The organism is Bacteroides faecium (assembly GCF_012113595.1).
GTDB lineage: Bacteria > Bacteroidota > Bacteroidia > Bacteroidales > Bacteroidaceae > Bacteroides > Bacteroides faecium.
In genome coordinates, this window is record NZ_CP050831.1 from 6,563,870 (window position 1) to 6,580,638 (window position 16,769).

Here is a 16,769-nt window from a genome sequence, read left to right on the forward strand (position 1 = left end):
AGAGGTCCCTTTGTAACTCCCACAAAATTTGTCCTGCGCTAGAATACTCTAAAAACTGGACACAAAAGTACAGTTTTACTTCTTTATAATAAAGTATCCAAAGAAAGTTTTATTCCCAAATATGAAAATAGGAACACAATTAGCATATTATATCTAAAAAACAGACCACTTTAAAGAGGAAAAACACAAAAGTTCTGTCTTTCATATGAAAAACAGAACTTTCCTTATTCAAGTTGCGAGTGTTAACAGAACTTATTTGTCGACACCCGGCATCAGGACTACCCCGAGCTTTTTCTTCCCGTCCATCTTGACAATCATCGGTTTTTCGAAACGGACGTGACGAAGGTATTTTGTCTCTTCCACTGCCGGCTGCGCGTTGAGGAATTCCTGGTTATAGACTCCATCATTCATAAAGGCGTTGATGGTGAAATAGCCTACGCCAAAAGAAGTCAAGTTCTGGAAGAAGTGCGTACCCTGGCTGGGGTCTACACGATAATTGGTCAATCCGGCTTCTACGATTACACGGGCGGCGGAGATATGCGGCCACTTCACTGGGATACCCAGCCATGTGTCACTACTTCCCCAGCGTCCCGGCCCGACAAGAACATAATTCTTGCCTTCGTTCAGGAATTGCTGGTTTATCTTTTCTATCTCCCAGGCAATAGCCTGATTATTCGAGGCACTGTAACCGTCGGTCTTGACATAGACAACATCACAAATTTCATTCATAATGCCATGTCCCAATGAGTTATAAGAACGAAGCACTACATCCTCGTCCGGTATCTCGTTCAAATCTTCGTCCAACATCTCTTTACTATCTACGATAGGTCGGATTTGCAAAAGATAGAAAGTGCCCGTTTTATCCTGTTCACGACTCAACGTAGCCGCAAACTCTATTTCGACAGGACGACGCATCTCCTGTTCACTGTACTTCAACACTAATTGAAGAATACGTGCTAACGGAAAAACATCATGTTGCAGAATATTAGCAAACGTAATCACTTTACGGCCGCCCGGATACAAGCCATCCCGGATAATTTGGTCATACGGGTCATATGTAGAAGCGATATAACGCAAAGCACCGTCATTTTCCGCTTCTTTCACATGAAGCTTCAAAAGGTTGAAGCCGTCGTCGATAGAGAAATCATGCCCTGCGTTCTTCAAGTCCAAAGCATAGAAACGGGTTTGCGTTTCTTTCAGGGCTATTTCCATTTCGCTGGTTTGTAACACCTGGTTCGGGTGATAAGGAGAGAAACGGAGCGTCATGCCACCGTCCACAATATACTTTCCTAATCCTAAAGCCAGGTTTACCGTTCCTTCTTCCGCCTTTTCATCGCCCAACGGATAATAATTCAATGAACGGGCTACGCCGGACATGGAAGGATAATAGCGGTCGCCATACTGATTACCCACCACTTCCTGCAAGATTACAGCCATTTTCTCCTGGTCGATTACATTCGAAGTAGCTTGCATATACGCTTTGCTGTCGCGGAAATAGACCGAAGCATATACTCCCTTGATAGCGTCGGAAAGCATACGCAACATCTCATAGCGGTCGTCCAGATAAGGAATCATATATGTATTGTAGATTCCGGCAAAAGGCTGATAGTGAGAATCCTCTAATAAAGAAGAAGAACGGATGGCAATCGGAGACTTCACTACATCGAAGAAAGTGAAAAAATCCTCTACCAGTCTGTCCGGCAATTTTGCTTTCAGGAAATATCTCAGAATCGTATCATCGTCCGCATCCGAAAGGGCAATCTGATACAGATTATTAGTATCCATAAATTCATCGAACACATCGGTACAGAGCACCACCGTCTTGGGAATAGCAACCCGCGCATTTTCAAACTCATCAAACTCCGGATGACGCTTCACCATATTGTCGATAAAAGCCAGTCCACGTCCTTTTCCGCCTAATGAACCGTCGCCGATACGGGCAAAATTGGAGTAACGGTCGAAACGGTCACGTTTGAAGACTGCCACGACCCCTTGATTCTTCATTTTGCGGTATTTGACGATAGCTTCGAAGATAATGCGGCGATGAGCGTCCACATCTTGAAGACTGCTCCAAGTGATAGGCTTCAAGAACTCCGCCACAGGAAACATAGCCCGCGAATAAAGCCAACGAGACACGTGATTGCGGCTGATATGATACAGGAAAGATTCGGCAGGCACGGCAAACAGGATATTCTGCAACTCTTTCAGATTACGAACGTGCGCTATCTCCTCACCCGTCTCAGGATTGCGGAAAACAAAATCACCGAAACCGAAATTGTCGGAAACGATACGGCGCAAATCGACGTCCATCTTCTTCGAGTTCTTATCAATAAAGCTCGCACCGTATTTCGCTGCATAAGAAGAGTTTTCCGATTCGGACGACTGGATAATCAAAGGTACAAACGGGTCGTTCTTACGAATCTCGGCACATAACTTGATACCTGCCAGACCGTCTTTCTCTCCCCGTTCCACTTTCGGGAAACGCACGTCGGTGATTACACCTAATATATTATTCTGATATTTGCGATAAATCTCCATCGCTTCCTGATACGTACGTGCCAACACGATTTTAGGACGCCCACGCATACGAAGCGTACGTTGATGCGCATTCAGAGCTTCCGTAGAAAATTCCTGGCTTTGCTTCAAAACGAACTTATACAGGTTCGGAAGAATGGAAGAATAGAAGCGGATGCCATCCTCTACCAGCAGAATCAACTGCACACCCACTTCCTGCACATCATGTTCGAGGTTCATTTTATCTTCCATCAGCTTAATGATAGACACCAACAAGTCGGTATTTCCCAACCAACAGAACACATATTCGAACGCGCTCAAATCCTCGTTGATGATTCGTTTCGTGATACCATGACTAAAAGGAGTCAAAATAACGATAGGAATATGCTCGTATTTCTCCTTGATATGCCGGCCGATGTCAAAACTGTCGTTATCTCCCGTGCCCGGCATACAAATCACCAGGTCGAATGACATACTTTCCAACTGCGCCAACGCTTCCTCTTCCGTAGACACTTGCGAGAACCGGGGCGGATAACGCAGAGACAATGAAGTATATTCGTTGAAAATCTTCTCGTCAATGCGTCCGTCATCTTCGAGCATGAAAGCATCATAAGGGTTGGCTATTAACAATACGTTAAAAATTCGCCGGGTCATTAAATTAGCGAATTGCGTATCTTTGAAGTAAAGCTGGTTTAATTTATATTTACTGAGCATAAAAAATATTCTCCTTTCTTATTCAAGTCGTCATTCTTCAAAATCACATTTTGCAAAGTTAATTCTTTAAATCTCATTTTCCACCATCTTCTTTATAAAGTTTACTTGTTTATCTCTTATTATTTTGTAGATTTGTAACTTTAAGTTTATTCAAAAAGACTTTTTATTCACATGAAAAAAGTAACTTTATTAATGAGTGGAATCATGGTGATGTCATGCGCTCCCCAGCAGAAAAAGCTGGTCTACCCCGAGACGGCAAAGGTAGACACAATAGACGTGTACTTTGGTACGCAAGTCCCCGACCCTTACAGATGGTTGGAAAACGACACCAGTGCAGCCACTACCGCATGGGTAGAAGCACAGAACAAAGTGACGAACGAGTACCTGAGCCAAATTCCTTTCCGGGAAAACCTCTTGAAACGATTGACGGAACTGGCCGACTATGAGAAAATCAGCGCCCCAATCAAAAAACATGGAAAATATTACTTCAGCAAGAACGACGGTTTACAGAACCAAAGTGTATTCTACGTGCAAGATTCTCTGGACGGCGAACCCCGCGTATTCCTCGACCCGAACAAATTGTCGGAAGACGGCACGGTAGCCCTTACAGGTCTTTACTTCTCCAACGACGGCAAGTACGCCGCTTACAGCATTTCGCGCAGCGGCTCGGACTGGTCTGAGATTTATGTTATGGACACCGAAAGCGGCAAACTGCTGGAAGACCACATCGAATGGGCTAAATTCACCGGTGCCGCCTGGCAGGGAGACGGCTTCTATTACAGTGCTTACGATGCTCCAAGCAAAGGAAAAGAGTTCTCCAACGTAAACGAAAATCATAAAATCTATTATCATAAAATTGGTGAACCGCAATCGAAAGACAAACTGGTTTATCAGAATCCGGCTTATCCGAAACGTTTCTACACTTCCAGCACCAGTGAAGACGAACGCATCCTCTTCCTGACAGAATCCGGTGCCGGAAGAGGAAACAACCTGTTCATACGCGACCTGAAAAAGCCGAACTCCCCTTTCATCCAACTGACTACCGACCTCGACTACCAATACTACCCTATTGAAGTAATCGGCGACCAGATTTATATCTACACCAACTATGGCGCACCGAAAAACAGAATCATGGTGGCCGACATCAACCGCCCCAAACTGGAAGACTGGAAAGAACTCGTCCCCGAATCGGAAGCCGTGCTTTCAAACGCAGAGGTGATTGGCGGCAAACTGTTCCTTACTTACGATAAAGACGCTTCCAACCACGCCTATGTTTACAACCTCGACGGCAAGCAATTGCAGGAAATAGAATTACCGTCGCTCGGCTCCGTAGGTTTCAGCGGCAACAAGGACGACAAGGAATGTTTCTTCGGATTCACTTCCTTCACCATCCCCGGCGCTACTTATAAATATGATATGGACAGCAACACTTACGAACTATACCGCGCCCCGAAAGTACAGTTCAACTCGGACGACTTCGTGACCGAACAAGTGTTCTATCCCAGCAAGGACGGTGTGAAAATCCCGATGTTCCTTACCTATAAGAAAGACCTGAAGAAAGACGGCAAGAATCCCGTATTCCTCTACGGTTACGGCGGCTTCGGCATCAGCCTCAACCCGGGCTTCAGCGCCATCCGCATCCCGTTCCTCGAAAATGGCGGAATCTACGCCCAAGTCAACCTTCGCGGTGGCAGCGAATACGGCGAAGACTGGCATGTAGCGGGAACCAAAATGCAAAAACAGAACGTATTCGACGACTTCATCTCGGCAGCCGAATACCTTATCGACCAGAAATATACCGATAAGGACAAGATAGCCATCGTAGGCGGTTCCAACGGCGGTCTGCTGGTAGGCGCCTGCATGACGCAACGCCCCGACCTGTTCCGCGTTGCCATCCCGCAGGTAGGTGTAATGGATATGCTCCGCTACCACAAATTCACCATCGGCTGGAACTGGGCAAGCGACTACGGGACAAGCGAAGACAGCAAAGAGATGTTCGAATACCTCAAAGGCTACTCTCCGTTGCACAACCTCAAACCGAGCACTAACTATCCCGCAACCCTCGTCACCACCGCCGACCATGACGACCGTGTAGTTCCCGCCCACTCATTCAAGTTTGCCGCTACCCTGCAAGCTGATAATGACGGCACGAACCCCACACTCATCCGCATCGACAGCAAAGCCGGGCACGGTGCCGGCAAACCGATGGCGAAAGTGCTGGAAGAACAAGCAGACATCTACGGATTTATCATGTATAACCTGGGAATGAAACCGAAATTCTAAAGCGCTACTTTCTATTTGTAAACACATAGAAGCCCCGTAGCCTGTATTTTACATTACAGGCCGCGGGGCTTTGTGTTTTTCAGCAGAGAAATCTGACATTTTATCATTATTTAATCAAAATATCAGCATCAAAACAAGCAACTTTGAAAAATTTTCCTATATTTGCAGTGAGTTAGTTGACATTTTATCAGAATTAACCTTTTAAAATATAGTATCATGAACATCCAAAAAATCATGTCCTCTCTAGAGGCAAAGCATCCCGGTGAATCTGAGTATCTTCAAGCAGTAAAAGAAGTTCTTCTCTCCATTGAAGATATATACAATCAACATCCAGAATTTGAAAAAGCTAAAATCATAGAAAGATTGGTGGAACCCGACCGTATCTTTACTTTCCGTGTGACGTGGGTAGACGATAAAGGTGAAGTGCAAACCAACCTCGGCTATCGCGTACAATTCAACAACGCTATCGGCCCGTACAAAGGCGGTATCCGTTTCCATGCTTCCGTGAACCTTTCCATCCTGAAATTCCTCGGTTTCGAACAGACTTTCAAGAACGCACTTACTACCCTGCCTATGGGCGGCGGCAAAGGCGGTTCCGACTTCTCTCCACGTGGAAAGAGCGACGCTGAAATCATGCGTTTCTGCCAGGCATTCATGCTGGAATTATGGCGTCATCTCGGTCCCGACATGGACGTGCCTGCCGGTGATATCGGCGTAGGCGGACGTGAAGTAGGCTATATGTTCGGAATGTACAAGAAACTGACCCGTGAATTTACAGGCACTTTCACCGGAAAGGGATTGGAATTCGGTGGTTCCCTGATTCGTCCCGAAGCTACCGGTTTCGGCGGTCTGTACTTTGTCAATCAAATGTTGCAGGCAAAAAACATTGATATTAAAGGCAAGACAGTGGCCATCTCCGGATTCGGAAACGTTGCCTGGGGCGCAGCGACCAAAGCGACCGAACTGGGTGCCAAGGTAATCACCATCTCAGGCCCAGACGGATATATCTATGACCCGGACGGTATCAGCGGCGAAAAGATAGACTATATGCTCGAACTCCGTTCTTCGGGTAATGACATCGTCGCTCCTTACGCAGAAAAATATCCGAACGCAACCTTCGTAGAAGGCAAGCGTCCGTGGGAAGTAAAAGCGGATATTGCACTTCCTTGCGCAACTCAGAACGAATTAAATGGAGAAGATGCTCAAAATCTCATAAAAAATGACGTACTTTGCGTCGGAGAAATTTCCAACATGGGCTGTACGCCGGAAGCCATCGATCTTTTCATCGAACATAAGACGATGTACGCACCGGGTAAGGCAGTCAACGCAGGTGGTGTTGCCACTTCCGGACTGGAAATGTCTCAAAACGCCATGCACCTGAGCTGGAGTGCTGCCGAAGTGGATGAAAAACTCCACGCAATCATGCACGGTATCCATGCGCAATGCGTGAAGTACGGCACGGAACCCGACGGATACATTAATTATGTGAAGGGTGCCAACATTGCCGGATTTATGAAAGTAGCTCACGCAATGATGGGACAAGGCGTCATTTAAATTGAAAATTGAGAATTAAAAATTAAAAAATGATACCATTTGGTAATAGACTACTTTAGTCAGCAAAACATTTATTTTTCAACTCTCAATTTTTAATTTTCAATTTATTCAAAGACTTTGTTTAGTTGTATTTGTATTTGTGGTTTGCGCTGCTCGTCTCCTGTGACAGGACGCGGGCAGCGCTATTTTTTTGGAATTAACTATATTTTCCATGGAATTAATTATCTTTGTGGCATCAATAGGGTAACTAATAGTTCTACAACAAATATTCATGTAACAAATAAATAAAGATGCTACAACCCGAATTAAAATTCCGCCGCGATAAGATTCGCAGTCTGATGGCGTTACAGGGCATTGACGCCGCGCTAATCACTTGTAATGCAAATTTAATTTATACTTATGGCTGCGTAGTCAGCGGTTATATTTATCTCCCTCTCCACTCACCTGCATTGCTATTTTTCAAGCGTCCCAATAATATCACAGGCGAACATGCCTTCCCTATCCGCAAACCGGAACAAATTGTCGATTTGCTGAAAGAACAGGGATTGCCGATGCCTGCAAAGTTAATGCTGGAAGGCGACGAACTTCCCTACACGGAATATTGCCGTCTGGCAAGCCTGTTCCCAGAAGCGGAAGTTGTGAACGGAACCCCGCTGATTCGCCAGGCACGCAGTGTAAAAACTCCTATTGAAATAGAAATGTTCCGCCGTTCGGGCATCGCCCACACAAAAGCGTACGAGCAGATACCAAGCGTATATCGCCCTGGCATGACAGACATCGAGTTTTCTATCGAGATAGAACGTCTGATGCGTCTGCAAGGCTGTTTGGGTATTTTCCGGGTATTCGGACGCAGCATGGAAATCTTCATGGGCAGTGTGCTGACCGGAGACAATGCCGGTTACCCTTCCCCGTATGACTTTGCCCTGGGTGGTCAAGGTCTTGACCCTGCCCTGCCGGGTGGAGCCAACAAGACCCCGCTGAAAGAAGGACAAAGCGTCATGGTAGACCTGGGCGGTAACTTCAACGGATATATGGGGGACATGAGCCGCGTATTCTCTATCGGAAAGCTACCCGAAGAGGCTTATGCAGCTCACCAAGTCTGCCTCGATATTCAGGAAAAGATTGCTTCCATAGCCCGTCCGGGTGTTCCTTGCGAGAAGCTATATGATACAGCTATCGAAATTGTCACCGCAGCCGGATTTGCAGACAAATTCATGGGTACAGGTCAGCAAGCCAAGTTTATCGGTCACGGCATCGGACTCGAAATCAATGAAGCCCCGGTACTCGCCCCCCGCATGAAGCAGGAACTGGAACCGGGAATGGTGTTTGCCCTCGAACCGAAAATCGTTCTTCCGGGTGTAGGTCCTGTCGGTATAGAAAACTCCTGGGTAGTCACCAATGAAGGAATCGAAAAGCTGACTAATTGCAATGAAGAAATTATCGAATTGAAATAATTCTTTCTCCCTATAAATGTGCTTGATTTTCAGTCAAGCACATTTTTTTTGAAAAAAGAGACGGTTCGTGTACGGGTACTATTCTTTTCGATTGTATTTATTAATAGAAAGGTAAAACAGAAATTTATGGCAACAGAACCAACTAAGCTAACAAATACAATCAAAAAGATGCTGACCAAGGGATTAACAGCATCTGAGAAGATTGAACTGTCCGAAGAAAAACCCGTAACCCATTTGCAGAATAAACAATGGGAAAGCGATTCGTCTACCCATATCAAAGACCAGGTAGACCCCGCGGAAATATGGAACAACATAATCTCTACCTGTTGGCCGCACGAAAGAAAAGTTGCCTGTCGCAGACGTTATCTAAGAATCGGATATTCTGTTGCAGCAGTCTGTCTCGTACTCCTTATGGGAATGTGGACAGTCGATTATTTCACCAATCCCTATATTACCATTAACGCCTCTCTTGATAAGAAACTGACCGTAGCTACCCTACCGGACAATTCCAAAATATGGCTGAAAGAAGGAGCAAGCATACGCTATAAAAGCAAATTCATCAAAAATCGTGATGTAATACTCACAGGTGAGGCCTCTTTCGATGTCACAAAGTCCTCTCATCCTTTCCGCGTCCATTTTCAAGACGCTCAGATAGAAGTGAAAGGAACAGAGTTCAATATCAAATCAGGCAATAAACTCGCTGAAATCACCCTTTATACCGGAAGCATCGTATTCAGTGCCGAAGCACTTCAGAAAAGCATTGAAATGAAACCTTCAGACCAAATCGTCTACAACACGGTTACTCATGAAGTAACAAATAACGAAATAGATTTGGAAGACTACGACTGGCGTTCGGAAGAATACCGCTTTGTAGACAAACCAATGAGCGAACTTGTCGATTTGATTAATGAGTCGTATCACGCAAATATTAAAATACGTGATGTACAATGTGCCAGAAATCTTTTCTCGGGAACGATACGCAAAAGCGAATCCCTGGAAGATGTATTGGACAAAATATGTATCTCCTTTAACTTAAAAATCAAAGCAGAAAAAGACAGTATCATTTTATACTAGTCAGTATCAGAACTATCTGAATTACATTTTTATTAACCCTTAAATATTTAATGCAATGAAAAAGACATTTTTCAATGCACTAATGCTATCGTTGTCACTATTAGCATTAGGCAGTTCGTGCAGTGACGGAGAAGAAACAGAAGCACTCCCAGTCCTGGAAGTCGAAACCCAAACAATGAACTTTGAAACGAAAGCATCTTCGCAGGAGATTCAAATCACGACCAACATTCCTGATTTGAAAGTACAAGTTGACAAAGATGCGACTGACTGGTGTTCAGCAATCATTGATGGTGATAAACTGGTAGTATCCGTACTCGAAAATCATAATAAAGACGTGCGTAGTACCACAGTCATTGTTTACCGGAAAGCGAAAAGTAGAAAAATCACAGTCAGCCAACTTGGTAACGGGCTAGCTATTTTGGTCGATCCGAAATTATTTAAACTGGAAAGCGGAGACGAAACCGAAATCAAGTTCAAAGTCACGACCAATGTTGAAGGATTAGAAATTGCAAGTCCCAGTTGGGTCGTAGTGCCAGAAATTCATCCTGATGACAAGACTCGCGCAGTAACCATGACAGACCATCAATATACATACACAGTGGAAGGAAATATAACTACCGAAAAACGCCGTGGAACCATTGTAGTCAGTGCAGTTGACCCTGAATTAAATTTGAAAGTCGAGATTCCTATCGAACAGGCAGGTCTGCCGGAATATGATCCGAGTGGAAGTGAAGATTTGGCGGAAGATATACAAATCACTCCCGACAGAGGATGGGCAAGTTCTAGCAATGCAAGAAAGATAGAAGGAAGTTTTGACGGCAATAAAGATGGAACACGCTGGCACTGTGCTGAAAACCAACCATGTCCGCATACTATTATTTATTATTTTAATAATCCTGTAGCCTTAGACTATATTAAATATTATTCCCGTCAGGATGGAAATAAAAACGGATATTTTGGTGAAACAGAAATCTTGTATTCCAACGATCCAAATGCAAACGAAAATAGCGAATATACACACATCACTGATAAAAACTTTGGTGGAGAAGTATGTGAGGGAACACGCGTCGATTTTCCGCAAACAGTGACAGCATATGCTGTTAAATTTATCATTAAAACAGGAAAAGGCTCCGGTGGCGGATTTGAAAACAATCTGGTAGCCTGTGAAGAAATGGAATTCTTCCAAAAAGACACGAACGTATTCGACTGGAGAATCTTATTCACAGACGAAACTTGTTCGAAACTAAAGCCCGAAGCGCAATCAGAAGAATACATCAAGAACAATTGTCCGTTCGACTTCTACAAAAACTTGGCGCTCCATTTATTAAATAAAACTTATGATTCTGAATTCCGCATACAAACTTATAAAGCTTATCCCCACCCCGACATTCAAGCGGCAACTAATAAGACCAACCCTTACAGCCTGCTTGACAACCCTACGGGAATTGCAGTGGATGACAAAGAATCCCTAGTTGTGTTTGTAGGAGATATGCACGGTCAAGAGATAAGTTTGAAGGTGCAGAACTTAGATCAGGAAGGCGTTGACGGAGAAGGAAAAGACGGATTCGGTGGAGATATCTACCCATTAGTTAATGGATATAATAAACTAAAAATCAGCAACAAAGGTTTGATATATGTAATGTATCACACTTCGACATTAGAGGAAGCCGAAACAGCCCAACCTATCAAGATACACTTTGCATCGGGAAAAGTAAACGGCTACTTCGATTCGAGCAAACACACAGAAAATGATTGGTATAGATTGGTAAATGCAGCCACTAACAAGCATTTTGATGTATTAGGAAGATACGCCCACCTGACATTTGAAACCCAACATTTCAAAACTACAACCAAAGAACTCATTGACCTTTATGATGAAGTAGTTTATGAAGAAATGAAATTTATGGGACTGGAAAAATACGATCGCATGTTCAAGAACAGAATGTACTTAAATGTCATGTACAAAGCATATATGTATGCAACCAGTTACCATACAGCCTATAATAACAATACGATGGGAACAATAGCTTCGGCAAACTCCCTCAAATTGAATGTTTGGGGGCCTGCGCACGAAATAGGACATTGCAACCAGACACGCCCCGGACTGAAATGGCTGAGTACAACAGAAGTAACCAATAATATCTGTGCAATGCACGTACAAACATTGTTCAGCGAGAAATATGGTTCCGAGATACGTCTTCGCGATGAAAGTCTTGCCGGCAAAGGTTTTACCAACCGTTACGAAAAGGCCATGACAAGTACCTTCACCACCTCGCAGGCGTTAGTTACAGAATCCGACCCATTCTGCCGCCTTGTTCCTTTCTGGCAATTGGAACTCTATATTAACAAGGTGTTAGGTCAAGAAGATTATTATAAAGACCTTTACGAACTGCTTCGTACAGAAGACGATATCACATCCATTGGCGGTAATCAGATTGAATTTGTAAGGCGTGCGTCCCAAGTAGCCAAGTTGGACTTGGCAGAGTTCTTCACCAAATGGGGATTCTTGAATCCGGTGAACCAACTGGTGGAAGATTATGCAAAAGGTCAGATGGTCATAACTAAGGAAGATGCTGACGCCATCCGTACCAAGACAAGTGTATATTCCAAGCCGACACACAACTTTGAATATATATGCGAACAGAATGTCGATATTTACAAAAAAGATGCTGCTATCCAGAGAGGAACAGCAACACGTGCAGGCAATAAAATCACAATGACAGGCTGGCAGAATGTGGTAGCCTACGAAGTCTACAAAGGAGACAAACTTGTATTTGTTTCCCCCATGCAGTCATTCACAATCAGCACAGACCTTGTGACTCTGGACGGAACGACAAAAGTATATGCCATACCGGCTAAAGGAAACAACAAAGTAGAAGTAACATTTTAGGTAACAAGACACTAGTAGAAAAGCAACATAAGCACAAAACACCCTGCCTGTTATCGCATCCCCCCAACGGAAGTGGTAACAGGCCTTTTTTATACGCTATATTATTGGGCTAAAAAGATGAGGAACAAAATTATATTCTTCTTCAAGTATTTCAGAGCACGCATTATATGTACTTCTACAGTACGATCACTAATCCCCATACGTTCTCCAATCTCACGATAAGTCATTTTCTCAACCCTGCTCATCAAAAAACATTCTCGTTGTCTTTCCGGCAAGCTCTGAATCAAAGCATCTATAAATCTGCTTAGTTCCAAAGCATACATCTTCTCTTCAGCCTCGCAGGAATCATTGATATTGTCTTCCGTATATGCGTCTAATATGGACGATTTATAAAAATCCTCATTGAAATTCCTTCTCTTCTGATTGAATATGATATTGCGGGTAATAATAAAAAGATAACCTTTCAAACTCTCATTTTCTTTCAGAAAAGTACGGGTTTCCCATAACTTTACAAAAACAATCTGAACGATTTCTTTTGCATCATCTATGGAAGAGATATAGAGCCTGGCAAAATTATACACTTTACTCCAGTACATCTCATACAGGTAAGAGTATGCTTCATGACTATCTTCCTTACTCAACAATGTTACAGCTTGCTCTTCAGTCATCATTAGTATTTATAAGATGCGGCTAAAGTACAAAAAAAACGCAATAAAAAAAGAATAAGAACAAAAAAAGATGGAAGTCGTGTACGGGACAAGGACAAGTCAACTGTATTTATAACAGAGGCCTTTTTTAAATAGAACAGTTAAGTAAAATCATAATTAAGAAAAACACATGGAAAAAAAGAACTACCCTTAGAAAACAGATAGAAGGAATGACACCTTCACTCTGTCATGATATTAATCTAATCTTGTATTAATCAATTTTTAAAACATGAAAAAAATACAATCCAGGAATTGGTATATGCGAATTACCATTTTATTCCTATTCATCATTCCATTATCCGTCAGTGCAGCACAAGAGAAAGTGTCTGTAAAAGGAAAAGCTATCACCGTAAAAGAAGCAATTAACATTATTGAGAAAAATAGTGCATATTCTTTCTTTTTTAAATCTACGGATTTAGATAATAAAAGTAGAAAAGACATTAATTGCGAAGGTAACCTTGATAAAGTATTGAGCGAAGTCTTAAAGGGTACTAACCTGAAGTATGTCATCAAAGGCAAAGACGTTATCTTATCGGTAAACGAATCGAAAAGCGTCGCTCCACAGCAAAGCAAGAAAAAAGAAGAAATTATCGGTGTGGTTATAGACTATGCAACAAGCGATCCGGTCATAGGAGCTACCGTTCAGATAAAAGGTGCGGGAACCGGAGTCATCACTGACATTGATGGTAAGTTTAAAGTCAATGCTTCTCCCGAAGATATCCTGACGATATCTTATATCGGTTACCAGACAATGGAAAGAAAAGTCGGCAAACAAAAGTTAATCAATATAGAATTGAGAGAAGACAGCAAGGCCTTGGACGAAGTAGTCATCACCGCTTTTGGTGTGGGACAGAAAAAAGCCAGTATGGTAGGTTCCGTACAGCAGATCAAGCCAACCGAATTACAAGTTCCATCTTCCAGTTTAAGCAGTAGTTTTGCCGGCCGTCTGGCAGGCGTTATCTCCGTACAGTCCAGTAGTGAACCAGGTGCTGACGGAGCAAATTTCTGGATTCGTGGTAAATCCAGTCTCAACAGCAATAGTGCTTTGATTGTATTGGATGGTGTAGAAATCAGCTCCAGCGATTTGAATGCATTGGATCCTGAAGTAATCGAAGGATTTTCAGTTTTGAAGGACGCTACCGCTACGGCATTATATGGTACTCGTGGAGCTAACGGTGTCATGATCGTGACAACCAAACGAGGCGAAGACGTATTGAAACCCATTATTAACATTCGCTTGGAAGGCTCTGTCCGTCAATTGACTAACGTACCAGAATTTGTAGATGGTGTAGAATATATGAAACTCTACAACGAAGCCAAGTTGACACGCGGTGACAATGAAGGTTTATATTCTGAAGAGAAAATTGCGGGAACAATCGCCGGAACCGATCCGCTGAAATATCCGAATGTCAATTGGTATGACGAAATGTTCAACAAACTGGCTTTTTCAGAACGGGCAAACCTGAATATACGTGGTGGTAAAAAGGCAGTTCATTACTTTATGAGTGCAGCGATCAAGAGGGATGGCGGTAACATGAAGTCATTGAGCAAGGACTATTTCTCCTACAATAACAGCATCTCCGTTATTCGCTATGACTTCGTCAATAACTTGGATATTGACGTAACCAAAACGACTAAAGTATCTATGGGATTGAATGCCAGCATTCGTAACTGGAACGGCCCTACACAAGATGCCAATAATATTTTCAATTTAACACGTACTACATCTCCCGTTGATTTCCCTGTTCTATTTCCTGCACAGGAAGGCGATACCTATATCCGTTGGGGTGGTATGAGTGGAGGTAGCAACGGTAATGGCGGGTATAACAACCCTGTTGCCGAATACGTAAAAGGATATAAATCCAATGAATCCAGCACATTCCAAGCCAATTTGCGTCTGGAGCAAGACTTAAAATTTATTACTAAAGGATTAAAGGTCAAGGCTCTTGTTTCTTTCAAAAATTATTCAACGACTGTGGTATCACGTACTGCCAGCTACAACCAGTTTCAATACGCGACGAATAGCGATAATTTGGAAATGGTCGGTAGTGAACAGTCTACTAACCTAGGTATTGAAGGCATAAAAGAATCTACCGGTACTCGCAAACTGTACCTTCAAGCGTATTTGGATTATACCCGCACTTTCGGCAAACATGATGTCAACGCCATGTTCTTGTATAATCAAGATGAAACATCGAATAACAAACCGACAACATTGTTTGAATCCTTACCTCAAAGAAAACAAGGTATTGCAGGCCGTCTCTCCTATGGCTATGATAATAGATATCTGATTGAAGGAAACTTCGGTTACAACGGTTCTGAAAACTTTGCCAAAGGACATCGCTTCGGATTTTTCCCTTCCATTGCCGTAGGTTACAACATTTCAGAAGAAAAATTCTGGAAACCACTGTCAAACATAGTGAATCATTTGAAATTGAAAGCTTCTTACGGACTTGTCGGTAACGACTATAGTTCATTACGTTTTGCTTATTTGGAAACGATTGCTCTGAATGGAGCTCCCAAATACACTTTTGGAGACAAGATGAACCAAGGCACTGCCGGTCCGGTATGGACCCGATATTACAATCCGGATCTCCAATGGGAAGTAGGAAAAAAATTGAATATGGGATTCGATATGAGTTTGTTCCATGATGTAAATATTTCATTGGACGTATTCAAAGAACGACGTGAAAAGATTTATCTGTCACGCTCTAACAGTACCCCGGCTTTTATCGGCACAGGTTCGACTAGTATTTACGGCAATGTAGGAGAAGTTGATAACAGAGGATTTGACTTCACAGTAGATTACAACAAGCAAATCAATAAAAACCTGTTTGTATCTGTAAAAGGAACATTCACCTACGCTCACAATGAAATTATATCGTATGACGATCCACCTTACCAAAGCTCACCCCAACTGTCAAGAGTGGGACATTCCATTGACCAGTTAAAAATGTATGTAGCTGAAGGACTTTTCACACAAGAAGAAATAGACAGCCCGGATACTCCCGAACAAACGTTGGGATATATCCCGCGAGCAGGTGATATCAAATACAAAGACCTCAACGGAGACGGACAGATAAATACAGACGACCAAACTTATATAGGAAATACGACCACCCCGGAAATCATCTATGGTTTCGGCAGTTCTGTCAAATATAAGAAATGGGATATGTCTTTCCTCTTCCAGGGAGCAGCCAGACGTTCATTGATGATGAACGGTTTCCATCCTTTCGGCAGCAATGCCAATAGAGGGGTAATGGACTTCATTGCCGAAGATCATTGGACTGAAGATAATCCGAATACGAACGCCACCTACCCTCGCTTGAGTGTGACCGACAATTCCAATAACAATGTAAATTCAACCTATTGGTTGCGCAATGGCGCTTTCCTGAAACTGAAAAATGCAGAAATCGGTTATACACATAAATTCTTCCGCGTATACCTATCCGGAAGCAATCTGTTGACATTCTCCCCATTCAAATATTGGGATCCTGAAATGGGCGGTGGTTCCGGCATGAGCTATCCTACCGCACGCACTTTCAACATCGGTTTTCAATTTACCTTTAAATAATCAGT

Annotated in this window: 8 protein-coding genes; 6 read left to right on the plus strand and 2 right to left on the minus strand. The window is 43.0% G+C overall.

Annotation, left to right across the window (positions count from 1 at the left end):
* Positions 1-252: 252 nt before the first annotated feature.
* Positions 253-3,228, minus strand: coding sequence for a PEP/pyruvate-binding domain-containing protein (locus tag BacF7301_RS24945; protein WP_167966899.1), 2,976 nt, complete (start codon positions 3,226-3,228; stop codon positions 253-255).
* Positions 3,229-3,399: 171 nt separating this feature from the next.
* Between BacF7301_RS24945 and BacF7301_RS24950 the strand changes: the two genes are divergently transcribed.
* The 5 genes from BacF7301_RS24950 (at position 3,400) to BacF7301_RS24970 (ending at position 12,483) form a co-directional block, all read left to right on the plus strand.
* A complete protein-coding gene (locus BacF7301_RS24950) occupies positions 3,400-5,511 on the plus strand; it encodes a prolyl oligopeptidase family serine peptidase (protein ID WP_167966900.1) in 2,112 nt (703 codons plus the stop codon).
* Positions 5,512-5,727: 216 nt separating this feature from the next.
* The gene (gene gdhA, locus BacF7301_RS24955; RefSeq protein ID WP_167966901.1) at positions 5,728-7,065 is read left to right on the plus strand and encodes an NADP-specific glutamate dehydrogenase; all 1,338 of its coding nucleotides are present in this window, start codon (positions 5,728-5,730) and stop codon (positions 7,063-7,065) included.
* A gap of 290 nt (positions 7,066-7,355) precedes the next feature.
* Positions 7,356-8,519 carry a M24 family metallopeptidase gene (locus tag BacF7301_RS24960; RefSeq protein ID WP_167966902.1) on the plus strand — a complete coding sequence of 388 codons (1,164 nt, stop codon included), beginning with the start codon at positions 7,356-7,358 and terminating at the stop codon, positions 8,517-8,519.
* A gap of 126 nt (positions 8,520-8,645) precedes the next feature.
* Complete coding sequence (locus BacF7301_RS24965) at positions 8,646-9,593, plus strand: FecR family protein (RefSeq protein ID WP_167966903.1); 948 nt, start codon at positions 8,646-8,648, stop codon at positions 9,591-9,593.
* Between the two features lie 55 nt (positions 9,594-9,648).
* Positions 9,649-12,483: a M60 family metallopeptidase gene (locus BacF7301_RS24970; protein ID WP_167966904.1), complete on the plus strand. Its 2,835-nt coding sequence runs from the start codon at positions 9,649-9,651 to the stop codon at positions 12,481-12,483.
* Between the two features lie 101 nt (positions 12,484-12,584).
* Here BacF7301_RS24970 and BacF7301_RS24975 read toward each other — a convergent pair whose 3' ends face one another.
* Positions 12,585-13,151, minus strand: a complete 567-nt coding sequence (locus BacF7301_RS24975; protein ID WP_167967303.1) for an RNA polymerase sigma-70 factor — start codon at positions 13,149-13,151, stop codon at positions 12,585-12,587.
* 268 nt (positions 13,152-13,419) lie between these two features.
* Here BacF7301_RS24975 and BacF7301_RS24980 point away from each other — a divergent pair, with 268 nt between their 5' ends.
* Positions 13,420-16,764 carry a TonB-dependent receptor gene (locus tag BacF7301_RS24980; protein ID WP_167966905.1) on the plus strand — a complete coding sequence of 1,115 codons (3,345 nt, stop codon included), beginning with the start codon at positions 13,420-13,422 and terminating at the stop codon, positions 16,762-16,764.
* The last annotated feature ends 5 nt before the right edge of the window (positions 16,765-16,769 follow it).